Raw genomic sequence first — 21145 nt, forward strand, 5'->3', positions numbered from 1 at the left:
TATTTCACAGGGTCCCCCAGCACTATAACAGCAGCCGCAGCATTAAATACAGCAGCACAGAAATGGTCAACATATATTAAGGACCAGGGAATTACTTTATGAATATGAATAAAATTAATTACTCTATTAAAAAACGGGCGATTATATTTATTTTACCCGCTCTTGTATATTTTTTAATTTTTGCAATTTATCCTATGATTGAAAATATTATTTTAACTTTTGAAAACCAAACCGTTTCAGGCGCATATACATTTGTAGGATTGAGGAATTACAAAGAACTGTTTTACACTCCTCATTTAGGTCAAATAGTGGATAATAGCTTAATTTATACATTCATTGTCCCCGTCATTGATATTATCTTATCAATACCACTTGCGAATTTCTTGAAACGATTGAAAAAAAATTTCCTGCTTCCAATTATACTATTACCGGCATTCATACCCTTGGTGACAGGAGCCACAATGTGGATTTTAATGCTTAATCCATTATATGGAATTACCTATTTTGTTTATCATAAGGATTTATTTACAACTATATGGAGCATTGTTATAATTGATATATGGTCAAGCCTTCCACTGGCTACATTAATTATTTATTCCGGATTAAAGGCCATCCCAACTAATATCAATGAAGCCAATAATATGGACAATATAAAAGGGCTGAGAAAACTGATGACTATAGATATCCCATACATTAAATATCAGATACTCGCAGCCTTTATTTTAATGTTAATATATGGCTCCTTTACCTTCGATCCCATATATGCGTCTTTGGGGGTTGCCCCACCATTTGCCAATCTTGATTTGTCATATTATTCATATCAACTATTTTTTGGTGGAGAGCTAGGATTTTCTGCTGTTTTAATGACAATAATGACTGTTGTATCCACTATTATTGCACTGTTATTTGTAAAATTAACCTTAGCAAATCCCAACAAAAAATCGAAATTGTATTCGATTCCATGGCCAAATAGGGAAATGCCATTATACCTTGTTATAATTTTTATGATAATATATCTTCTTTTCTTTATGGTTCCCTTTGTTTGGCTAATACTGGAATCATTTAAAACATTTGGGGAATTATTCACCCTTCCACCAGAAATAATTCCAGTCAAGCTCACAATCGCAAATTATACATATTCATTATTCCACGGTGAACCATATTATATAACAAGCATTGTTGTGTCAATAATTGGCTCGTTTTTAGCCTTGGTAATAGGTATTCCAGCAGCATATGCATCGTCCAGATATAATGTGGGAGGAATCAAATTTATAGGACTTGTACTTTTCATATATTCTATTCCACTGGTTATATTGATGATCCCAGATTATTCTTTACTGAACTACATACATTCAATAAATTCATGGCTGGGACTTATTATAGTTTATCCTGTAATGGTAATGCCAATCATTATATGGATGCTGTATAACTTTTATTCAACGTTCCCGAAATATTATGATGAAGCTGCCCAAATGGACGGTATGACTACATTAAGATCATTCAGGAAAGTAATATTGCCCCTAAGTTATGACGGTATATTCGTGGCATTTTTATACGCCTTCATTTTTGCGTGGGGTGCTCTTATATTCCCTCTGGCATTTACATATTCTCAGTATAATATGAGTATTTTATATCCAGCTGGGGCACAAACACTTACAATATTTATCGGTGGTTCCTTAGGGCATGAGGCAGCACAGTATGGAATACTGGCAGCTTCCAGTGTATTAAGCCTTATTCCGGCGATAATTATTGCAACATTATTGCGTTCTAAAATAGATAAAGTATGGCGTGGGGTAGGGTTAAAATGATATTATCAGTAAACAATATAATAAAGAAGTTTGGAACATTTACTGCTTTGGAGATTGAGAATCTTGATTTTGAGGAGGGAAAATACTACGTTGTTCTTGGCCCTAGTGGATCTGGAAAGACGACTCTATTAAGGGTAATATCAGGACTAGAATTTGCGGATTCAGGAAGCATTTCAATATTGGGTAAAGATATGACGCAGGCTCCGGCATGGAAAAGGGATATTGGCCTGGTATTTCAGAATTATGCGCTTTATCCTCATTTAACGGTATACGAAAATATTGCATCTCCATTATCTGTAATGAAAATACCACGAACCGAGATGATTAAAAGGGTGAATGAATTACTGAGAGTCATGGAGTTAACAGACCAGGCTGCAAAGTATCCAGGGCAGCTCAGTGGTGGGCAACAGCAGAGGGTTGCACTGGCAAGGGCTATTATTAAAATGCCTAAAATATTATTACTTGATGAACCATTAAGCAACCTCGACACCAGGGTACGAATAGATCTAAGGGATTATTTGAAAAAAATTCAGAAAGAGTTTAATTTAACTGCAATACATGTAACACATGACCCAATAGAGGCTATGGCACTTGGGGATGAAGTTATAGTACTCCATCACGGGAAGCTGGTTCAGAAATCTACCCCAGTGGAATTATATAACCATCCAAACGATATATTCTGTGCCAGACTCCTTGGCGCAGTAAATTTAATTCCAAAGGATAATTTGGATATGAATACTAGTTTAGACTATGAAATATGTGAAATCAGACCAGAAGATGTTAAGTTCGATGATGCCGGAAACTTTCACGGTACTATAACATCTGTTCAGTTCCTTGGATCTGAAATAATGTACTATGTAGATATAGGAGGATTTAATATTAAGGTAAAATGCGACAAAAACTGTAATAATCATAATGAGGGCGATGTTGTTAACTTATTATTTAAAAACGGGGAAATGAATTTCTATAAATCTGGAAAAAGGATTAATTCTATCCTTTCTTCACAATGATTTTTATTATATATTCCTAAATTCCCATAGTATTAGGCACTATGATACAGGAAATCATTCATGAAACAGTGGATAACAAAAAAGAAGATAATAAACTTGTAAATCCAGGAACAGAAATGATGCTCAATAATTCACTGTCTGATGGGCAATTTCCGTCATGGCCTTAAAGGAATTGTACAAATATTAGTTATACATATAATTTAATTATGGAAAAGAAAACTACTGTTGGTCCCAAGGGGGAGGTTGTCATACCCAAGGAGATAAGGGAAAAGATAGGGATAGAGGAATATTCAGAGGTCATTGTAGATATTCTTGACGATTCAGTGATCATAAGAAAAATCAAACCGGAATCCGTGTCGTATGTTAATTTTTACAGTTCAACATATTCTAAAAAACTCAAGAAGAGAATAGACATTAAGAAAATTGTGGAGGAACAGTATAAAGGGAACACATAGAGTGCTTGGAAAAACTGATGCCATAGAAGTTGGGAAAAAATTTATCAATTTTCCCTTCCTCCGATTTGTGGCAGTGGATGATGAAATAATAAGAAGGAGCCAGGTTATCCGTGAAAAGTATCATCTGAAACCACGAGATTCGATTCATTTATCATGTGCCCTTGAGAGAAATATCTCAGAGATTATAACGGACGATACGGATTTTGATGGCATAAAAGAAATAAGAAGAGTACCTCTGACATACTCCCATCCTAAAGGATTGGAGGTTCTCACTTTTGCTTTACTTTCGTCTTCTTTCCTCACGGTTCGGACGGTTTCGCCAGAACTTATTACTAAGTCTTAAGGTCACTGCCGGTTACAGTGTTGCCTCTTTAGGGGTATCAGTGCTCCTTTTGCATGTATCCCTGTCTACGTGCAATTGGAATACGCCTTTACCTGTATTATGCCTAACCGGAACACCGAGGCGTTAACAACCTCTTACAGAGGATTTTACAGAAGAAATCTCTATCATGCCCTTTTTCAGGACTTATCCAATGGATTACCTTCTGGTTCTTCATTTCATGGATCAATATAATAGTTTCACAATTCATCCACATCGCAAGCTCAGTGGCTTTCGACCTAAATATCTTTTATCTTGCCACACAATCTTGATTCAATATCAGGGATAATTACCTTTATCCCACATTTATAGTACCAGGCAAAATAATAGCTTATAAATAAACCATATAAATAAACCATATAAATAAAAACAGTTCTTTCCTGTTGCGCCCTAAAGTGCTTTAGGGAACAGGATATAAAATCAAAGGGATTCCTTTTCATCCTTAACCGTTTTAGCGAGCCTCCTTACACCTTCCTTAAGGTCATCGTCACTGGAATAGGTGAAATTAAGCCGCATGGTATTCATTTCCGGATTATTGTGGTAAAAAGCAGATCCAGTCACATAGGCTACCTTATTGTTTATTGCCCTTTTCAACATTTTTAATGCATCCATGTTCTTGCTAAGTTTCACCCAGAGAAACATGCCGCCATCCGGCCTTGACCATGTAGCATCAGTCATTTCATCATCAAGGGCCTCTAGCATTATATCTCTCTTTCTCCTGTAAAGTTCTATTGTTTTGGGTATCTGTTTATATATTATTCCTTTCCGGATGTATTCGTAAGCTATGTACTGGGACAGGGAATCAGTTGCCAGGTCAAGTGACTGCTTTAACTTGTTGAATTCACCAAGAACTTCGGGCTGGGAAACTGTGAATCCGGTTCTGAGGCCAGGAGCCATTATCTTAGAAAATGTTCCGAGATAGGTTACCATATCATTTGTATCAAGGCTCTTTAACGTTGGCAATTTAGTACCGGAATATCTTAAATCCCCATATGGGTTATCTTCTATAACTGGAACATTATACTGCTCTGCCAGCTCAAGCAGGTGTTTTCTTCTATCCAGTGTCATTGTGTATCCTGCAGGATTCTGGAAAGTAGGTATTGTGTAAATGAATTTTGGCTTGATGCCCATTGATTTCATCGTTTTTAACCTTTCCTCAAGTTCATCAGTTTTCATTCCCATGTCATCCAGTCCAACGGAGACAGATCTAATCCTGTTTACATTCAATGAAGAGAGCATTCCAACGTATGTAGGTGCCTCTGTTATAACATAGTCCCCTTCATTAGCAAATATGAGGGGTAGAGCGTATAGAGCCTGCTGTGACCCAGTTGTGAGCATTATGTTTTCAGGATTCACATTTATATTCTCATCCCTTTTCAGATACCCTGCCAGCTGTTCCTTGAGTTCAGGTAACCCCTCGGTCTGGCCATATTGCAGTGCCGACGAGGCATAATTTTCCATTATGTCATCAAGTATATTTTTCAATTCTTCTCCGGGAAAACTTTCTGGATTCGGCAGTCCCCCACCGAATGATATCATGCCGGGCACGTGTATATATTTTAAAAGTTCTCTAATTTCCGAGGACTTGATGTTTTTCATATTGTCAGAAAATTCAAATTTCATAATATATAATGGAAATTGCATATTTAAAGTTCGTTACCAGAATGAAAATCCATAATTGCAAGCACTCTATTTTTTACTTATTAGAAATAAATATAAGGTTGTAAATAAAAAAGTATTTAATAATGGTTATCTATTCAAATCCTAATGGTACAGAAGCTAATCTGGAAGGTCACGGTAACAGGGAAAAAAAATTCGGGCAAGAGTTCAATTGTCTCCAATGCTGTCTATAACACTGCAACCCAAATAAACAGTAGAGGGTTTATCAGGAAGAAAGTAAATACAAATTTTATGTCTGAGGATTATGACATAGATCTATTGTTTCTTGAAATGCCCTATGAAACGCTGAACCAGAAATTTCTATCCAAATCAACATTTGTACTGTTTGTTGTTGATATTACAGATATGGAAAGTTTGCAGGATGCGGGTAAATTTATCAGTGAATATAATGGCGATATGGAAATATTCCTAATCGCTACAAAATCTGATATGAGGTATGCATCCCAATTCTGGGAGCCAGAAATATCAAAACTGGCAGACAAATATGGCATAGTATACTTTATTTATAACAAAAGAGACGACTTTTCAGGTATTTTAAGGGATATTATAGGCTATGCCCTGGCAAAAATTTATAACCCAAGTAAATAATATCTATTATGGACATTATATGCAAAAATATCCATTTTCAGCTGTCTAATATGAATGTTCCACAAATAATAAATAAATATCATACCGGCAAGTTGGAGGGTGATACATTGTTCCTTGACCCATGCGAATCCATATATTTATACATGAAGGGAAAGATCGTGCCAGAAACCAAAATGAACATGGTTGATCTTATAAATAGTGTATTTAACGAAGATCTCTATATTTACTATGTATATTCTGTGTTAAAGAGTAAGGGGTTCATTGTGAAACGGGATGGTTACAGGTTTTTTTATCGGAGACCAGGAGAACAGTATAATATACCTGTAATATTAATCAAGGAGGGAGAAATAACTGATTTTTCATGGCTTTACGAGAATCTTCCGGCCATATTCATAACTGTTGATGAGGAAAAGAGCATAACGTATTTCAGGGCAGATTTTATTGATCCTGAAGGAAATGCAGATTCCAATATATCTGTGCGGAAATTGGGAAAACTTGATAATATCTATTATACAACAAACGCCAGGCCTGAGTGGTTTGGTCAGGAATTTATGGGTGTTAAGATACTCAATCAATTTGAAGCTAATTACGTCCTTGGAGAACCGGGCACAGAGGAAGATCAGCTTTACAGTGACCTTATAAAACGTCATTTTATTGTAAAAAGTGGTTTTAAGTACGGGCAGAATTTCCGGATATATTCAGATTCCATGGAAAATCATGCAGAATTCCTTGTGAGCCTAATGAAACGGGAAGAATGGTATAAAATAAGCCGGGCAATAAGATTATCAACAAGTGTCAGAAAAAAGACGCTGGTTGCCGGTTTTATAGATGGTGAATTAAAATATATTGATATAGAAAGATTGAGGGATATCTAAATCTGGACCTCGAAATCATCTATTTTAGATTTCATCTCATCATATGATTTTATTTCTCCCCTGTTCTTCAAAATTTCTCTGGCCATTAACCAGTATATCACTGCAAGGGACATTCTGCCCTTGTTGTTGGTCGGAATAATAAGATCGACAAAGTCTGTTTTGTTGTTTGCGTCGCATAGGGCTATTACTGGTATGCCTATTCTTATTGCTTCTTTCATGGCCTGTGTATCTGCCAGTGGGTCTGTTACCAGTATTATCTTTGCATTGTAATAGGATTTAAGATTTGGATTCGTAAGCGTTCCAGGTATAAACCTGCCTATAATAGAGCTGGAACCAACTATTTCAGAAAATTTTGCAACAGGCTTGAAAGCATATTGCCTCTGTGCCACAACAAGAATTTGCTCCGGCTGGTATCTTGACAGCATTTTTCCAGCCTCTATCAGTGCATGGTTTGTTTTTTTAATATCCAGTATATATAAACCATCATTTCTTATTTTGAATATGTATTTATCCATATCCTTTGATTTGACCTGTGTTCCAATATGGACACCGGATTTTTGATATTCTTCCTCCGGTATTAGTAATTGCTCTTCCATCATAATGACTACCTTTTTTATAGAATTGTAAATTATTATATAATTATTCCCATTCTATAGTGGCCGGGGGTTTGTCCGTAATATCATAGACAACTCTGTTGATTTCCGGTATTTCATCTGTAATGTTCACTGAAATGTCAGAAAGCAGATCCCAGTCAGGTTTTGAAAATGTGCCGGTCATTCCATCCAGGGTATCTATCATCCTTATGGCTATTGTTTCACCATATGTTCTCTGATCCCCATGAACCCCTGTTGTTCTCACAGGAAGAAGTACGCAGAAATATTGCCACGGCCTTTCTCCAGAATACCTCTCATTTACTGATCTTTCAAGTATATCTGTTGCATGTTTTAATATCTGAAGCTTATGTTCTGTAACTTCACCTATAATCCTTATTGCAAGGCCTGGTCCTGGGAAAGGCATAACTTCAGGCAGCCCGAAATATCTTGAAACCTCTCTGACCTCATCCTTATACAGATCACGTAATGGTTCAATGAGTTTGAAACCCATATCAGCCGGAAGCCCTCCCACATTATGATGGCTTTTTATGGTATCCCTGGATGCCCCCCCACTCTCTATCCAGTCCGGAGCAATAGTGCCCTGAAGCAGATATGTTGCACCGAAGGAATCCGCCTCTTCCCTGAAAACATCTATAAAGGTTTTTCCGATAATCTTTCTTTTTGTTTCCGGATCAGTAACTCCCGTCAGGTTATTAAGAAATGTTTTCCTGGCATCGATCAATTTATATTTTACATTAAATTTTTCAAAAAGCGTCTTAACGCGATTAACTTCATTCAGCCTTAATAATCCAGTATCAACAAACACTATCTCTATGTTCTTTATGGGGGCTGCAATGAGCGACAATAATGTGCTATCCTGGCCGCCGGAACAGGCAAGAATACCCTTTCCATCCAGCTTTGACATAATCATTTTCCTGCTTTCCTCAACAAATTTTTGAGCATCCATACAACCTAATATAATTATATTATTAATTTTTATATATAAATGAATGAGACACTTTTATTTTTTGGCTATTTTGATATGCATAAAACAATCTTTTATGATACATAAGTTATCTTGTTATTAAAATAATAATTTATTTCAGAGTAAAGTGAAATCAAAGGCTTTTAAAATAATTATGTTTTCATTATTGCCCCAAGAAATACCAGGAGGCCTATAACCACTCCTATAACAGCAGCAATAATGTAAAATACTGTAGGTTCAAGTACCTCTGTTATGAAGCTTACCTTGAAAACGTCACTGGAGCCCAGTATAACAAATATTCCCAGCAAAAGCCCTACTACAAGCAGTATACCTCCAACTATCCTGCTCTTATTGCTGCCGAAATATGCGGTTAGAACACCGAATATAATCAGCGACAGGGCAAAGAGCGCAAGCAAAACCAATACAAAAATGTCCCAATTCCAAGAAAATGCTGTCATTTAATCACCTATAATTTTATCTCCGTCAATGTTTTTGTGTCAACTACTCCGCTTATAGTCCTAATATCCTGAATAACAAGTTTCCCTATTTTCGACAAATCTTCTGTTTCTATCCGTGCTATAATATCGAACTCCCCAAGAATCGGATGGATCTCGGTGACATATTTCAACATGGAAACCAGGTTATACACATCTTGTTCCTTTCCAGGTATAACTCTTATTAGGACAAAAGCAACTGACATTTATAGTAAAAGTTATTTTTCAATATAAATTTTGTTGTTATATTCTGATTCAATCGTCTCCTTTAAGCTGAAGGAGAAAATCATCGTATCCCATTGTGGATTGCTGTGAAGTCTTCATATTTTTAACTGTTAACATGTTTTCTTCAAATTCTCTTTCTCCTATTATTATTGCAAAGTCAAATCCAGATGCACTTTTCATCTGTGATGATATTTTTCTGTGTGTCATGTCAACGATAGCAATTTTATTCAGGCTTCTTATCCTGCTAGCAATTTTTATTATATAATCCTCATCGGCCGATGAAAGACTGCAGATATAATAGGATTTTTTAATATTCCTCTTCACCCACAGGTTCTGCCTTTTAAGCAGTAATTCTATTACAGCATCTCCTATTGCAAATCCCACTGCAGGTATCCTCTCCGTTGTAAATAATTTTGAAAGGTCATCATATCTGCCTCCCCCAAGTATGGCCCTTAATTCTCCCCTAACATCAAAAGCTTCAAACACCATTCCGGTATAGTATGACAGTCCTCTTACTATTGAAAAATCGTAATTTACTGGACTTTCAGTGTATAGCCCTATGAGATCAAAGGTCTTTTTAATTCTTTCAATCCTTGGTTTTATTTCCTCATAGTTTTTTACTACTTTTTTTACCTTTCTCTCAAGATTTCCAGTATCCACCTTTTCATTCAGCAGTGAAAGAATTTTTTTTATTTCATCCCCCTCTGCCCCTATTCCCCTGAATGCCTCAATAAATGAATTCCTGTCAATTTTTTTGTATTTGTCAATTATTGAGAAGGCATCTGGTATGTTTTCTATGCCGAGATCCTTTAATATATATTCCATCAAAAACCTGTCATTAATATTGATTTCATAGACCCCTGACAATCCAAGGTAATCAAGAATGCTTGATGCAAGCCCAACAATTTCTGCGTCAGATTCCTCAGAATCCAGGCCAAACATATCGGCATTAAACTGATAATGTTCCCTGAACCTGCCCTCCTGTGGTTCTTCATATCTCCATACCTTTGGGAATGAATACCATCTGACAGGTCTTGGAAGATCTTTTCTGGCTGTCAATAATCTTACAGTGGAAGGTGTGGCTTCAGGAATCATTGTTACCTCCCTACCACCCTTATCTGTAAATGAAAAAGTCTGGTTTACAAGTTCCGTTCCTGATTTTAGCCTGTAGAGGTCGAGAGGTTCAAGGCTGGGGAAATCAATAAGCTGGTATCCAAAATTTTCCGCTGCATTGGTAATTTTCTTAAAAAAATAATTCCGAACCTCCATATCCTCAGGATAATGATCGCGGAAACCCTTTATCTTTTCAATTTTCATATTTCCCCTTTGTATTCTTCACCCTCGTATATGACGGATTCAATTTTTTTCATTGTTTCCTCATCTATGTCATTTGTTGCATGTGCATAGTGAAAATGTATTCTTATTCTTGGAAATATATCCTCTCTCTTCTCTGCATGGTTCTCGAATGAGCAGTTCCATCCCAAATCCTTACATTTGAAATAATATGTCATACCTACCCTATTAATTTTTAATATAAAAACAATTATTATTTAATAAGTTATTAACGTGCATGCAGGGAAAAAATATACTTATTACCGGCGGAGCCGGGTTCATTGGTTCCAACATGGTAGAAAAACTACTGGAAGATAACAATATAACCGTAATAGACAATCTTAACAATCACGTGGGAAATCGTTTCATAGAATCATTTTCAGGAAACAAAAATTTTCACTTTATTGATGCCGATCTCCTATCATTTGATTATGAATCACTGAATAACATAGATATTGTTATACACTTCGCCGCTAACTCCGACGTCCGGTACGGTTCAGAGGACCCGGTGAAAGATTTCAAAAACAATGTTGTAGTTACAGAAAACATACTGGAATATATGAGAAAGAAGGATGTGGGTGAATTACTGTTTGCATCCTCATCCACCGTTTACGGTGAAGCTTCCATTATGCCTACTCCGGAGAGCTATGGACCATATATGCCAATCTCCTCCTATGGGGCATCAAAGATGGCGAATGAGGGTTTTATAACTGCATATTCTCATTATTATGGAATAAAAGGTTCAATTTTCAGATTCGCGAATATAGTGGGAAAAAATTCCACCCATGGTGTTATATACGATTTCATCAACAAACTTTTGAAAAATTCATCGGAACTCGAAATCCTTGGTGATGGAACACAGAGAAAATCATACATGCATGTAAAGGACTGTGTGGATTCAATGGTTTATATCCATGAGAAATCCCAGAAAACGGATATAATAAACCTTGGAAACCGTGAAACAACGTCAGTGAAAACAATAGCTGATTATGTTGTAAAAAGAATGGGCTTAAATAATGTAAAATACAGGTTCACAGGTGGAATAAACGGGAGAGGCTGGAAGGGTGATATAAAGGTAACACACCTTGCCATAGACAAGCTTCTGTCCATGGGGTGGAAAAGCAGGTATACCAGTGACGAATCTGTGGATGTAGCCGTACAGGAAACTATAGACCAGCTCAGAAATAAAAATTAAGCAATAATTTCATAAATGATAAAAAACTATTATACCTGATGCCTAATTACAGTGAACTGGAAACAAAGCTGAGAAATAATGTTGTCCCTTCTATATTTATTGGAATAACACTATCCCTCACAATTTTATTTCTTGCTCTACTGCACATATATATTGTCCCCATAGCTAAATTTATAGTATTTTCATCATTTGCCTCCAGTTCATTCCTTCTCTTTATGGAACCTCACCAGGAATCATCCCGGCTCTCAAAATTTATCAAGAGCTACATAATATCTGGATTAATAGGAATGGCCGGCTCCTTCATTGCCCTGCATATAGGGATTTATTATTCACTTGCCATTGTAGAAACCATGGTTGCCCTGCTCCTGGTTTTATTTAATGCAATTCATCCCCCAGCAATGGGCATAGCAGTTGTTTTTATACTGGAAAGGGCAAATATATTTGCACTGTTATTCCTTTTCTCAGGCATGCTTCTTATAATTCTGTTCGATAAATTCCTCAATAAATTTGTATATGCCATGGAGGGTGAATTTAAAAAAATTTCAGTATAATAAAAACTTAAATTTTAGTGTATACTATCCCAACAATGGAACGGGAAAAGATTCTGGTAAACAGCGCGCTTCCATATGCAAACGGGCCAACGCATCTAGGGCATATAGCAGGAGCATATCTAGGGGCAGATATATTCGTACGCTTCAACAGGATGATGGGCAAGGAAGTACTATTTATTTCCGGAAGCGATGAATACGGAACTCCAATTACAATTACGGCAGAAAAAGATCATGTATCACCTCAAGAAATAGCGGATAAATACCATTTAAGCCAGATAAATTCATTCAATTCACTGGACATTAAATTCGATAAATTTATGAGAACCAGTGATCCAGAACATGCTAAGGACGTTGATGAATTTTTTATCAATTTACTTGAAAAGGGATACCTTGTAAAAATGTATATGATTTCTCCCTTTTGCCGGGAACTCAATAAATTTATGCCGGACCGGTATATTGAGGGGCAATGTCCATACTGTGGTTACGGAGATGCTAGAGGAGATCAGTGCGACAACTGTGGGAGGATACTGGATCCTATAGAACTTATAAACCCCGTATGCAAATTAACTGGAAATGCCCCCATTTTCACGGCAACTGATCACTTCTTCCTTAAACTGGATTCCTTACAGGGAGAATTATCTGAATTTATAGATTCAAAAAGCTATTGGAAACCAAACGTTTTAAAATTTACCCAGAATTTCATAGGAGAAGGGCTACATCCTCGAGCTATAACAAGGGATCTAGATTGGGGAGTAAAAATACCATTAAAGGGTTATGAAAATAAGAAAATTTACGTATGGTTTGAGGCACTTATTGGATATATAACGGGAGCCAGGATTTACTCAGAAGAAATTGGAAAACCGGACTACTGGAAGGAATTCTGGATGGACAAGAATGTAAGATCATATTATTTTATCGGCAAGGACAATATACCACATCATACAATAATATGGCCTGCAATGCTTTTGGCCCATGGCGGCTATAACCTGCCATATAACGTTCCAGCCAATGAATATCTAAGATTTGATGGAGAGAAATTCTCCAAAAGCAGGGGAGTAGGATTTACAGTGGATGAGGTGCTTAAATTCGTGGATAAAAATTCACTGCGCTACTATATGGCATCAATACTTCCAGAAACTGGAGACTCTGATTTTTCCATGAAGGAATTCCAGCTCAAGGTCAATTCTGAACTTGTAGATAAATACGGGAATTACATATACCGTGTAGAAAGCTTCATAGAGAAAAATGGATTGTTACCACATAAGCCAGAAACAATGGATTACGAAGACCTGGAAATAATGAATATACTTCATAATAAATTCGCTGAATACAGCAAAGAGATAGGAGATGTGCATATTAAACGGGGAATATCTGTGTGGCTTGAACTGGTTATGGTTGCAAATAACTATTTCACTGAGTCAGCACCATGGAAGCTCATTAAGGAGGATCTGGAAAAACTAAATGAAAAGCTCTATGTGTCACTAAAGATTGGGCAATATCTAACAGTCATGCTTTATCCTTATGTGCCATCAGCTGCTGAAAATATATGGGAGTCATTCGGAATTCCTGAAAAATTGGCAGGTGCCAGATTTGATGATGTTTTAAACACTAATGAGTTTCATGTCAAAAAGGGGGAAATACCCTTTAAGAAAATTGATTTAAATAATCCGAATATTTTTGATATTCAACTTGCAACAATTGTATCAGTGGAAGACCACCCAAATGCTGATTCCCTTTATGTTATAAAACTTCATGGAGATACAAATTACCAGACTGTTTCTGACCTTAAGAATTCATTTGCAAAGAGTGATCTCCTAGGAAAGCAGGTACTTATCATAACCAACCTGGAAAAGGCAACAATACGGGGTATTGATTCGGAATGCCTTATTATGTCGGTAAGTGATGGAAATTCAAGAGAATTAATTTCAGGCAGTGGCAGTGACGGTGATCCGGCAATGCTAGGAGATTACCTTTACAATGGTGATCATGTTCTGTCTTTCAAGGAACTTCAGAGGGTAGAATTACAAATTTCCGGGCACCATATGTTTGTGAGACTTGGAGAGAAATTACTGCCCCTAATGCTAAATAAAATATATATTAATGTAATGCCAGAGAACATGGAACGGGTCTTGATAAAATAATTTTATTGTATGCTTAATATATCAGCATTAACTTTTATGTAATAGCATAGAAAGGTTTATTTATTGTTATTTAATACACATCTTACTTTAAATGATTTCTATGATGCTGACTAAATTTGAAAAAGCGAGGATTATAGGGGCCAGGGCATTGCAAATTGCAATGGGTGCACCAGTGATTCTAGATGTTTCGCCTGACATGATAGACCCCATAGATATCGCAATGTGTGAATTCAACAATGGAGTTATACCCATAACAATAAGAAGAAAATAATATTCTAGCAATTTTGTATATAGAAAACATAACAAACAGTTAAATTTATATTTATAATACATCCCTATGTTTACTAGACGGGGAGATCTGGGCGAAACCGACAATGGTCTCAGAGTTCGTATAGGAAAGGATTCTCCAATGGTAGATCTTCAGGGCACCCTTGACGAACTCAACTCATTTATTGGAAATGCCCTCATAAATACCCAATGGGAAGATATCAGAAACGACCTTATCAAAATACAAATTGATGTTTTTGTGATAGGCGAAGACCTTACAGCAGAAAGCCAGCATAGAACCATAAAGGAAGAGGATGTAAAATGGCTTGAACAGCGGGTAATTGAATACAGGAAAGAAATTGGCAAGATCAAGCTTTTTGTTATTCCTGATGGAAGCCAGGCAGCGGTATCGCTCCATATGGCAAGAACGGTTGCAAGGAGAACTGAAAGGCTTTCTGTTTTTGTGTCTAAGCAGATGCCACTGAATAAATATATACTAATTTATCTTAACAGGCTGTCATCATTGCTGTTTATGCAGGCTCTGGCCTCAAATAAACGACTGGGCATTACAGAGCGTATCTGGGATATCAATAGAGAGTCTTAATTATTTTTTCCCTATCCACATACTCAAATTCTCCAAAATGTTTTGAAAATTCCCTTAAAAGATCTGATTTAGCCTCTTCTCTGGATACATTAACATATGATATGACATTATTGTTCATTCCGCATGGATTGATTAATTTGAACCCTTTAAGAACCGCATCAGATATGTTAAGTGCCATGCCATGGTATGAAACATAGTCATCTACTGCCATGCCCAGGGAGGCAACTTTCTTCTTTGTTCCCTCCTGATTTATCCATATTCCAGGTTCTCCGTAAAGCATTGCCCTGTATCCCAGGGATTTCAGCATTTGGATATATGATTCCTCTATTTTCTCAAGAAGTTTTCTCACCTCTTTTTTTCCGTTGATTCTCACATCAAAAATAAAATAGGCAATAAGTTGTCCGTCTCCATGATAAGTTACATCACCACCACGATCAGTTTTAATGACACGGACGTTCCTGTAGTTATCAGGGTCACTTTTCCTGCCCACAGTATAAACATTATAATGGTCAAGAAACAAAACGGTATCTGGAATTTTATTGTTTTTTCTCTCACTCACAAGGCGATACTGAAGATCCAGAGCCGACCTGTAATCAATTTTCCCCAAATCTGTCCAGTAATTAGTCATGTCGTTCAGCTGCGTCCTTAAAACCTTCTGAAACAGTAGGATGCGGGTGTATGGTCAGGAAAAGATCATCTATGGAAAGTCCAGACTCAACGGCCAGGCTTATTTCGGTTATTGACTCGGACGATCTTGGTGCCGCAACTCCAGCTCCTGTTATAGTTCCATCATCGTCATAGTATAATTTGAAGAAACCCTCTCTCTGGTTCATTGTAAGTGACCTTGGATTTGCCAGTACAGACACCTTATTGAATTTGCTTCCTGCCCTTCCAGTAAATGCTATTTCTGGATCTGTATAAACAACAAATGGCATAGCCCGGTAATCCACAACAGTATCATTTCCAAGTATATTTTCTGCGGCGACATATCCATCGTAATAGGCTTTATGTGCAAGCATCGGCCCTCCAGACACATCTCCAATGGCATATATATTTCCAATACTGGTTTTTTTATGGCTGTTTGTCTTGATGAAGCGCCCGTCCATTTCAATTCCCAGTTTTTCTATTCCGATTCCCTCTGTATTGGGTATCCTGCCCACAGACATTAATACAGTATCAGCTTCTATGGTGGCACTTCCCTCTATTGAAACACTGTATGTTTTATTCTTTTTCACAGAAAGTACCTTGCTTTCCGTCATTATATTAACGCCCAGCTTCCTGAGCTTTTTGTCTACTTCCCTTGCCAGGTCCTCCTCAATTTCCGGAAGTATTCTTTCCTTCATTTCTATGATGTAAACCTCGGATCCAAGTTTTCTAAAGGCAGTACCCATTTCAACGCCTATATATCCTCCACCTATTATAACCAGTTTTTTGGGTATGGATTCCACAGCGAGCATTTCCCTATTATAGTAAACATCGTCTATTCCCTTTATCTTTACAGGCACTGAGCCAGTATCAATGACTATATTTTCTACTGTATAATCGCTCCCATTAACGGTAACAGTATTCCTGTCCTTTATGGACCCCACTCCATAGACTACCTTAGCCCCCAGACTTATACAGAGCTTTTCAGCACCCCCGGTTATCCTGGAAACCATTGATTCCTTCCATTTCTGCCATTCCTTCATATCTATTTTATAGTTCATGGTAACTCCTGGCATATCATGGAGATAACCTATATTCTCGCTAAGTTCTATCAGTGCCTTTGAGGGTATGCATCCATAATTAAGGCATTCACCGCCAAATTTTTCCTTTTCTATGATCAGTACCTTTTTTCCATGTTTTAGAAGCCTGATCGCAGAGTAATACCCACCGGCACCGGAACCAATAAACGCAGCATCATAATCCATTCAATCACCTATGTACATTAATGGATACTCAAGAACCTCCTTTAGCTTCTCAAGGTAACGTGCCGCCTCAGCCCCATCTATCAATCTGTGGTCGCATGCAAGTGTTAGATACAGTCCATGCTTTAATTCCCCGTTTACAAATCCTGAAGTCCTTGTATTGATCTCAAGTATAGCCACTTCCGGGTAATTAATTATTGGTGTTGCCATAATCCCCCCTATGGATCCTATGTTTGTAACTGAGAATGTTGATCCCTGGACGTCCTGCAATCCAAGTTTTCCATTTCTTGCCCTTTCTGCCATATCCTTTATCTCTTCTGATATCTGGAATATGTTCTTTGATGCCACATCCCTAACAACAACCACAGTAAGACCGGTTGGAGAATCAACAGCCACTCCTATATTGTATTTTTTCTTTATTGTATATGTTTTATCCTTTTCATTATATACAGCATTTAATTTTGGAAAGTCTTTGAATGCCACAGTTACAGCCTTCACAAAGAAAGCTGTAAAGCTTACATATTTTTTCTTTGAATACTGGCTTATTGCATTTTCTATATTTGATGTATCTATGAAATCGGTTATGGTAAAATGCGGTATAATCTGCTTTGACTTCGTCATCTTGTCGAATATTATTTTTCTTATGCCCGTGGGCGTGAATATTTCATCCTCTCCCGATACTGCAGTAGCTGGTTGAGTGGTCGCCTTTGCCTCAATGGGCTGCTTCATATATGCATCCATATCCTCTTTTGTTATCCTGCCATCAGAAGAAGCAGGTCTAACCTTTAAAAGATCAACATTCTTTGACCGGGCATATGCCCTTACCGCCGGAGTTGCCTTCACAGAGGGTATTTTTTCATCCGTGGTAACCGATACTTCCTGATGAGCCTGTGTTTCTACTTTCTTCCCCGGCTCTTCCGGACTATTTGACTCGTCAGGAGAATCTATCTGGACCATTGCATCCCCTATCATTGCAGTCTCGCCCTCATTGATCAGTATTTTTTCTATCTTTCCTGCCACTGGAGAGGGTATTTTTACCGTTATTTTATCGGTCATTACTTCTACCAGCTCATCATCTTTTTTAACGGAATCTCCTGGCTTTACCGTCCATCTTACTATTTCTCCTTCCTGAATCCCTTCGCCAATAGGCGGCAAACTAACTGTATACATCTTTATCACCGAATCAATATTTTAATAATTTATCTATGGCAGCCATAATCCTTCTCTCATTGGGAACGTAAAACTCCTCCAGAGCAAAGGGTATCGGTATATCCAGCCCCGTTACCCTCAATATGGGTGCTGCAAGGTAATCAACTGCCTTCTCAGAAATTGTTGCAGAGAGCTCTGCACCCACACCGAACATTTTTGGTGCTTCGTGAACTATCAATACCTTTCCCGTTTTTTTGACCCCTGCCAGTATGGTATCCAGGTCAAATGGGTTCAATGTCCTTAAATCTATTATTTGAGCGTTTATATTGTTTTTCTCCACAGTGCTCTTGACAAGTGGAACAGCCGGTCCATATGTGATTATTGTCAAGTCATCGCCCTCTCGAATTACATTTGCTTTTCTAAGCGGAACTTTGTAATAATCCTCTGAGACATCCATTTTCCCTGCATAGTAGAGTCTTTTCGGTTCAAGGAATATCACGGGATCGTTCAACTCTATAGAAGATAATAGCAATCCTTTTGCATCGTAAGGATTAGATGGAGTCACAACTGTAAGCCCTTGCGTATGTGTAAAATAAGCCTCACCGCTCTGTGAATGGTACGGCCCACCGTGAACACCGCCACCATAGGGGGTACGCAGTACCATAGGCAGGGTGTAATCTCCATTTGTCCTGTATCTGAGTTTTGCCATCTGGTTTATTATCTGATCCATAGCAGTATAGATGAAGTCCTGGAACTGTATTTCTGGTATAGCTTTCAGTCCCGCCATGGACATTCCTATACCAAATCCCACTATTCCAAGCTCGGCCAGAGGGGTATCCATTACTCTTTCCTTTCCATACTTAGATATTAGACCGTCTGTTACCCTAAACACTCCTCCGTCGGTACCAACATCTTCTCCCAGAAGTATGATGGAATCATCTCTCTCCATGGCATTATTTAAACCGCTGTTCAGTGCTTTTACCATTGTCATCTGAGTCATTATATTTCACCCCTCTCCTCTTTTATGTACCACGGTTCCTCCTCATAAAGGTTGCCAAGCATTGTATCTTTGTCCGGTTTAGGGGCCTTTTCATATTTGTCTATTAGCTTTGATGTGGCTTCCTCCATCTCATCATTGATCTGCTTTATGTCCCTATCTGTTATTATTTTCATATCCTTAAGAATTTTCTGGCTTACAATAAGCGGATCTTTCTGGCTGCCTTCAGGCACCCTATCCGTTCTGTATTTATTCGGGTCGTCTGCTGTGGAATGGGGGCCCATTCTATATGTTATTGCCTCTATAAGTATGGGTTCGTTGGCCGCACTTTCAAGTGCTTTTCTGGTTGCACGGTATACTTCTATGAAGTTTGTACCATCTATCCGTATGCCAGAAAATCCATATGCCTCAGCCTTCCTGTAAATGGCTCCTCTTGTCTCAGAGTATGTCTGATTGAATGCCTTATCATCGGTTGGATATGTTGGAACAGATATTGCAAATTGGTTATTTTCGCAGAAGAATACCATTGGAAGATTGTAAACCCCGGCAAAATTCATTGATACGTGAAAATCAGGAGTTGATGTGGCTCCATCACCAAAAGTTGTTATGACGGAACCTGATTCTTTTCTATACAGTTTTGCATAGGCAATTCCAGTCGCCGCTGTGAGATTTCCAGCCACCGGAGTTATAACAGCACCTATTTTGTATTTTTTCAGTGAAAAATGATCTGGCATATCTCTCCCTATTTCATTGTCCGTTGCGGTGGCAAATACCTGGGATAATATAGTATCTATTGGAATTCCCATCTGCAGGAGAACACCAAAGTCCCTGTAATATGGATAAAAGAAATCCTCATCCCTTATTGCCATGCCCATTCCAATGTGAATAGCCTCGTGCCCCATAAGTGGGATATAAAAAGGTAAAAACCCCTGCCTGCTTGCATTAAGCATTTTTTTGTCAAAAAGCCTTTCCATTACAATATTTCTATATGCGGCCAGCAAACCTTCTTTACTAATATCAGTTTCCTCAATCATGTTTATCCCTCATTTTTATGTATCCTTCAGCTGCCCTGTATGACGTCCTTACAAGAGGCCCGGATGCCACAAAGGAGAATCCCATCCCATATCCGATTTCCTCGAAATGCTTAAATCTGGACATGGGTGAATATTCTTTTACTTCAAGCTGCTTTTTTGTTGGTCTCAGATACTGCCCTACTGTAAGTATTTCTACACCGGCATTTCTAAGATCCTTCATTGTTTGTTCAACTTCTTCATCAGTTTCACCAAGCCCTACCATGATGGATGACTTGGTGATGACATCATTCCCGCATTCCTTTATATATTTCAGGACCGAAAGAGTCTGGTCATATCCTGCTCTCGGGTCACGTACTGATGGTGTAAGCCTGCGGACGGTTTCTATATTGTGTGCTATAACGTCAGGCTTTGAGGCTATTATTCTGTCCAGGTTCATATGGTCTCCGCCAAAATCAGGAATTAAAACTTCAATTTTTATTTCAAGTTCCTTTACCTTTTTAATTACACTTGCGAATGCCGACGATCCCTTGTCAGGAAGATCATCTCTGTCAACGGAAGTGATAACTACATAATCAAGTTCCATGAGCTTTATGGATTCATATACCTTCTGTGGCTCCTCAGGATCAAGAGGAAGCATATTACCATGAGTTACTGCGCAGAACCTGCATCCCCGTGAGCAATTCGACCCCAGGATCATGAATGTTGCCGTTCCACTTTCCCAGCACTCACTTATATTGGGGCAGTGGGCTTCCTCACATACCGTATATAATTCCCTTGACCCCAGCGTATTTTTTATGAATGAATACCGTTCACCCGTGGGGAGATTCACTTTGTAGGGGACTCTCATCATAAGCCATCTATTGGTAGAAAATATAT

General features: G+C 37.9%; 25 protein-coding genes. 12 read left to right on the forward strand and 13 right to left on the reverse strand.

The window, feature by feature from the left end; genetic code table 11:
* The first annotated feature begins 194 nt into the window (after window positions 1-194).
* From AMDU4_RS08305 to AMDU4_RS08325, 5 genes are read left to right on the forward strand one after another with little or no spacing between them, the layout of a single operon-like run.
* Window positions 195-1808: an ABC transporter permease subunit gene (locus AMDU4_RS08305; protein ID WP_290704687.1), complete on the forward strand. Its 1614-nt coding sequence runs from the start codon at window positions 195-197 to the stop codon at window positions 1806-1808.
* Window positions 1805-2818 (forward strand): ABC transporter ATP-binding protein, encoded by a 1014-nt coding sequence (locus tag AMDU4_RS08310; RefSeq protein WP_290704690.1) that lies wholly within the window; start codon window positions 1805-1807, stop codon window positions 2816-2818. The genes AMDU4_RS08305 and AMDU4_RS08310 overlap by 4 nt, the downstream gene beginning before the upstream one ends.
* Window positions 2819-2859: 41 nt before the next feature.
* Window positions 2860-2985, forward strand: a complete 126-nt coding sequence (locus AMDU4_RS08315; RefSeq protein WP_290704694.1) for a hypothetical protein — start codon at window positions 2860-2862, stop codon at window positions 2983-2985.
* A 39-nt stretch (window positions 2986-3024) separates the two neighbouring features.
* Window positions 3025-3273 carry an AbrB/MazE/SpoVT family DNA-binding domain-containing protein gene (locus tag AMDU4_RS08320; RefSeq protein WP_021787536.1) on the forward strand — a complete coding sequence of 83 codons (249 nt, stop codon included), beginning with the start codon at window positions 3025-3027 and terminating at the stop codon, window positions 3271-3273.
* A gap of 1 nt (window position 3274) precedes the next feature.
* Window positions 3275-3616 carry a PIN domain-containing protein gene (locus AMDU4_RS08325; RefSeq protein ID WP_290704697.1) on the forward strand — a complete coding sequence of 114 codons (342 nt, stop codon included), beginning with the start codon at window positions 3275-3277 and terminating at the stop codon, window positions 3614-3616.
* 456 nt (window positions 3617-4072) lie between these two features.
* Here AMDU4_RS08325 and AMDU4_RS08330 read toward each other — a convergent pair whose 3' ends face one another.
* On the reverse strand, window positions 4073-5275 hold the full coding sequence (locus AMDU4_RS08330; RefSeq protein WP_021787537.1) for a PLP-dependent aminotransferase family protein: 1203 nt from the start codon (window positions 5273-5275) through the stop codon (window positions 4073-4075).
* Window positions 5276-5419: 144 nt separating this feature from the next.
* On the opposite strand from AMDU4_RS08330, the gene AMDU4_RS08335 reads away from it, so the two are divergent.
* Both AMDU4_RS08335 and AMDU4_RS08340 read left to right on the forward strand, forming a co-directional pair.
* Window positions 5420-5920, forward strand: coding sequence for a GTPase domain-containing protein (locus AMDU4_RS08335; protein WP_021787538.1), 501 nt, complete (start codon window positions 5420-5422; stop codon window positions 5918-5920).
* An 8-nt stretch (window positions 5921-5928) separates the two neighbouring features.
* The gene (locus AMDU4_RS08340) at window positions 5929-6795 is read left to right on the forward strand and encodes a hypothetical protein (RefSeq protein WP_290704700.1); all 867 of its coding nucleotides are present in this window, start codon (window positions 5929-5931) and stop codon (window positions 6793-6795) included.
* On the opposite strand, the gene rpsB is transcribed toward AMDU4_RS08340, so the two are convergent.
* From rpsB to AMDU4_RS08370, 6 genes are all read right to left on the reverse strand, one after another.
* Entirely contained in the window at window positions 6792-7391 is a 600-nt protein-coding gene (rpsB, locus tag AMDU4_RS08345) for a 30S ribosomal protein S2 (protein WP_394324947.1), read from the reverse strand. The two genes, AMDU4_RS08340 and rpsB, sit on opposite strands and share 4 nt — an antisense overlap.
* 43 nt (window positions 7392-7434) lie before the next feature.
* The gene (gene guaA, locus AMDU4_RS08350) at window positions 7435-8355 is read right to left on the reverse strand and encodes a glutamine-hydrolyzing GMP synthase (RefSeq protein ID WP_021787541.1); all 921 of its coding nucleotides are present in this window, start codon (window positions 8353-8355) and stop codon (window positions 7435-7437) included.
* Window positions 8356-8525: 170 nt separating this feature from the next.
* Entirely contained in the window at window positions 8526-8831 is a 306-nt protein-coding gene (locus AMDU4_RS08355; protein WP_021787542.1) for a hypothetical protein, read from the reverse strand.
* An 8-nt stretch (window positions 8832-8839) separates the two neighbouring features.
* The gene (locus tag AMDU4_RS08360) at window positions 8840-9073 is read right to left on the reverse strand and encodes an Lrp/AsnC ligand binding domain-containing protein (RefSeq protein ID WP_021787543.1); all 234 of its coding nucleotides are present in this window, start codon (window positions 9071-9073) and stop codon (window positions 8840-8842) included.
* Window positions 9074-9122: 49 nt separating this feature from the next.
* Window positions 9123-10409, reverse strand: coding sequence for a histidine--tRNA ligase (hisS, locus tag AMDU4_RS08365; RefSeq protein ID WP_021787544.1), 1287 nt, complete (start codon window positions 10407-10409; stop codon window positions 9123-9125).
* Entirely contained in the window at window positions 10406-10603 is a 198-nt protein-coding gene (locus AMDU4_RS08370; RefSeq protein ID WP_021787545.1) for a DUF1059 domain-containing protein, read from the reverse strand. The genes hisS and AMDU4_RS08370 overlap by 4 nt, the downstream gene beginning before the upstream one ends.
* A 59-nt stretch (window positions 10604-10662) precedes the next feature.
* Between AMDU4_RS08370 and AMDU4_RS08375 the strand changes: the two genes are divergently transcribed.
* The 5 genes from AMDU4_RS08375 (at window position 10663) to AMDU4_RS08395 (ending at window position 15182) form a co-directional block, all read left to right on the forward strand.
* Window positions 10663-11619 carry an NAD-dependent epimerase/dehydratase family protein gene (locus AMDU4_RS08375; RefSeq protein ID WP_021787546.1) on the forward strand — a complete coding sequence of 319 codons (957 nt, stop codon included), beginning with the start codon at window positions 10663-10665 and terminating at the stop codon, window positions 11617-11619.
* A 38-nt stretch (window positions 11620-11657) separates the two neighbouring features.
* The gene (locus AMDU4_RS08380; RefSeq protein WP_021787547.1) at window positions 11658-12170 is read left to right on the forward strand and encodes an HPP family protein; all 513 of its coding nucleotides are present in this window, start codon (window positions 11658-11660) and stop codon (window positions 12168-12170) included.
* Between the two features lie 35 nt (window positions 12171-12205).
* Complete coding sequence (gene metG, locus AMDU4_RS08385; protein WP_021787548.1) at window positions 12206-14311, forward strand: methionine--tRNA ligase; 2106 nt, start codon at window positions 12206-12208, stop codon at window positions 14309-14311.
* A gap of 100 nt (window positions 14312-14411) precedes the next feature.
* Entirely contained in the window at window positions 14412-14582 is a 171-nt protein-coding gene (locus AMDU4_RS08390; RefSeq protein WP_298409459.1) for a DNA-directed RNA polymerase subunit K, read from the forward strand.
* Between the two features lie 66 nt (window positions 14583-14648).
* The gene (locus tag AMDU4_RS08395) at window positions 14649-15182 is read left to right on the forward strand and encodes a cob(I)yrinic acid a,c-diamide adenosyltransferase (protein WP_021787550.1); all 534 of its coding nucleotides are present in this window, start codon (window positions 14649-14651) and stop codon (window positions 15180-15182) included.
* Here AMDU4_RS08395 and lipB read toward each other — a convergent pair.
* From lipB to lipA, 6 genes are read right to left on the reverse strand one after another with little or no spacing between them, the layout of a single operon-like run.
* The gene (gene lipB / locus AMDU4_RS08400; RefSeq protein ID WP_021787551.1) at window positions 15166-15810 is read right to left on the reverse strand and encodes a lipoyl(octanoyl) transferase LipB; all 645 of its coding nucleotides are present in this window, start codon (window positions 15808-15810) and stop codon (window positions 15166-15168) included. The two genes, AMDU4_RS08395 and lipB, sit on opposite strands and share 17 nt — an antisense overlap.
* The gene (gene lpdA / locus AMDU4_RS08405) at window positions 15803-17092 is read right to left on the reverse strand and encodes a dihydrolipoyl dehydrogenase (protein ID WP_021787552.1); all 1290 of its coding nucleotides are present in this window, start codon (window positions 17090-17092) and stop codon (window positions 15803-15805) included. The genes lipB and lpdA overlap by 8 nt, the downstream gene beginning before the upstream one ends.
* On the reverse strand, window positions 17093-18259 hold the full coding sequence (locus tag AMDU4_RS08410; protein ID WP_021787553.1) for a dihydrolipoamide acetyltransferase family protein: 1167 nt from the start codon (window positions 18257-18259) through the stop codon (window positions 17093-17095).
* Window positions 18260-18272: 13 nt separating this feature from the next.
* Window positions 18273-19238, reverse strand: a complete 966-nt coding sequence (locus tag AMDU4_RS08415) for an alpha-ketoacid dehydrogenase subunit beta (RefSeq protein WP_021787554.1) — start codon at window positions 19236-19238, stop codon at window positions 18273-18275.
* Complete coding sequence (locus tag AMDU4_RS08420; protein WP_021787555.1) at window positions 19238-20269, reverse strand: thiamine pyrophosphate-dependent dehydrogenase E1 component subunit alpha; 1032 nt, start codon at window positions 20267-20269, stop codon at window positions 19238-19240. Before AMDU4_RS08420 ends, AMDU4_RS08415 begins: the two co-directional genes overlap by 1 nt.
* The gene (lipA, locus tag AMDU4_RS08425) at window positions 20262-21116 is read right to left on the reverse strand and encodes a lipoyl synthase (RefSeq protein ID WP_342765604.1); all 855 of its coding nucleotides are present in this window, start codon (window positions 21114-21116) and stop codon (window positions 20262-20264) included. Before lipA ends, AMDU4_RS08420 begins: the two co-directional genes overlap by 8 nt.
* Window positions 21117-21145: the final 29 nt, after the last annotated feature.

The organism is Ferroplasma sp. Type II, assembly GCF_000496155.1.

What these genes read in the sequence shown, in the direction of transcription:
- AMDU4_RS08305 (WP_290704687.1), top strand. Translation starts at nt 195, where the DNA reads ATGATTGAAAATATTATTTTAACTTTTGAAAACCAAACCGTTTCAGGC.
- AMDU4_RS08310 (WP_290704690.1), top strand. Translation starts at nt 1,805, where the DNA reads ATGATATTATCAGTAAACAATATAATAAAGAAGTTTGGAACATTTACT.
- AMDU4_RS08315 (WP_290704694.1), top strand. Translation starts at nt 2,860, where the DNA reads ATGATACAGGAAATCATTCATGAAACAGTGGATAACAAAAAAGAAGAT.
- AMDU4_RS08320 (WP_021787536.1), top strand. Translation starts at nt 3,025, where the DNA reads ATGGAAAAGAAAACTACTGTTGGTCCCAAGGGGGAGGTTGTCATACCC.
- AMDU4_RS08330 (WP_021787537.1), bottom strand. Translation starts at nt 5,275, where the DNA reads ATGAAATTTGAATTTTCTGACAATATGAAAAACATCAAGTCCTCGGAA.
- AMDU4_RS08335 (WP_021787538.1), top strand. Translation starts at nt 5,420, where the DNA reads ATGGTACAGAAGCTAATCTGGAAGGTCACGGTAACAGGGAAAAAAAAT.
- AMDU4_RS08340 (WP_290704700.1), top strand. Translation starts at nt 5,929, where the DNA reads ATGGACATTATATGCAAAAATATCCATTTTCAGCTGTCTAATATGAAT.
- rpsB (WP_394324947.1), bottom strand. Translation starts at nt 7,391, where the DNA reads ATGGAAGAGCAATTACTAATACCGGAGGAAGAATATCAAAAATCCGGT.
- guaA (WP_021787541.1), bottom strand. Translation starts at nt 8,355, where the DNA reads ATGGATGCTCAAAAATTTGTTGAGGAAAGCAGGAAAATGATTATGTCA.
- AMDU4_RS08355 (WP_021787542.1), bottom strand. Translation starts at nt 8,831, where the DNA reads ATGACAGCATTTTCTTGGAATTGGGACATTTTTGTATTGGTTTTGCTT.
- AMDU4_RS08360 (WP_021787543.1), bottom strand. Translation starts at nt 9,073, where the DNA reads ATGTCAGTTGCTTTTGTCCTAATAAGAGTTATACCTGGAAAGGAACAA.
- hisS (WP_021787544.1), bottom strand. Translation starts at nt 10,409, where the DNA reads ATGAAAATTGAAAAGATAAAGGGTTTCCGCGATCATTATCCTGAGGAT.
- AMDU4_RS08370 (WP_021787545.1), bottom strand. Translation starts at nt 10,603, where the DNA reads ATGACATATTATTTCAAATGTAAGGATTTGGGATGGAACTGCTCATTC.
- AMDU4_RS08375 (WP_021787546.1), top strand. Translation starts at nt 10,663, where the DNA reads ATGCAGGGAAAAAATATACTTATTACCGGCGGAGCCGGGTTCATTGGT.
- AMDU4_RS08380 (WP_021787547.1), top strand. Translation starts at nt 11,658, where the DNA reads ATGCCTAATTACAGTGAACTGGAAACAAAGCTGAGAAATAATGTTGTC.
- metG (WP_021787548.1), top strand. Translation starts at nt 12,206, where the DNA reads ATGGAACGGGAAAAGATTCTGGTAAACAGCGCGCTTCCATATGCAAAC.
- AMDU4_RS08390 (WP_298409459.1), top strand. Translation starts at nt 14,412, where the DNA reads ATGATGCTGACTAAATTTGAAAAAGCGAGGATTATAGGGGCCAGGGCA.
- AMDU4_RS08395 (WP_021787550.1), top strand. Translation starts at nt 14,649, where the DNA reads ATGTTTACTAGACGGGGAGATCTGGGCGAAACCGACAATGGTCTCAGA.
- lipB (WP_021787551.1), bottom strand. Translation starts at nt 15,810, where the DNA reads ATGACTAATTACTGGACAGATTTGGGGAAAATTGATTACAGGTCGGCT.
- lpdA (WP_021787552.1), bottom strand. Translation starts at nt 17,092, where the DNA reads ATGGATTATGATGCTGCGTTTATTGGTTCCGGTGCCGGTGGGTATTAC.
- AMDU4_RS08410 (WP_021787553.1), bottom strand. Translation starts at nt 18,259, where the DNA reads ATGTATACAGTTAGTTTGCCGCCTATTGGCGAAGGGATTCAGGAAGGA.
- AMDU4_RS08415 (WP_021787554.1), bottom strand. Translation starts at nt 19,238, where the DNA reads ATGACTCAGATGACAATGGTAAAAGCACTGAACAGCGGTTTAAATAAT.
- AMDU4_RS08420 (WP_021787555.1), bottom strand. Translation starts at nt 20,269, where the DNA reads ATGATTGAGGAAACTGATATTAGTAAAGAAGGTTTGCTGGCCGCATAT.
- lipA (WP_342765604.1), bottom strand. Translation starts at nt 21,116, where the DNA reads ATGAGAGTCCCCTACAAAGTGAATCTCCCCACGGGTGAACGGTATTCA.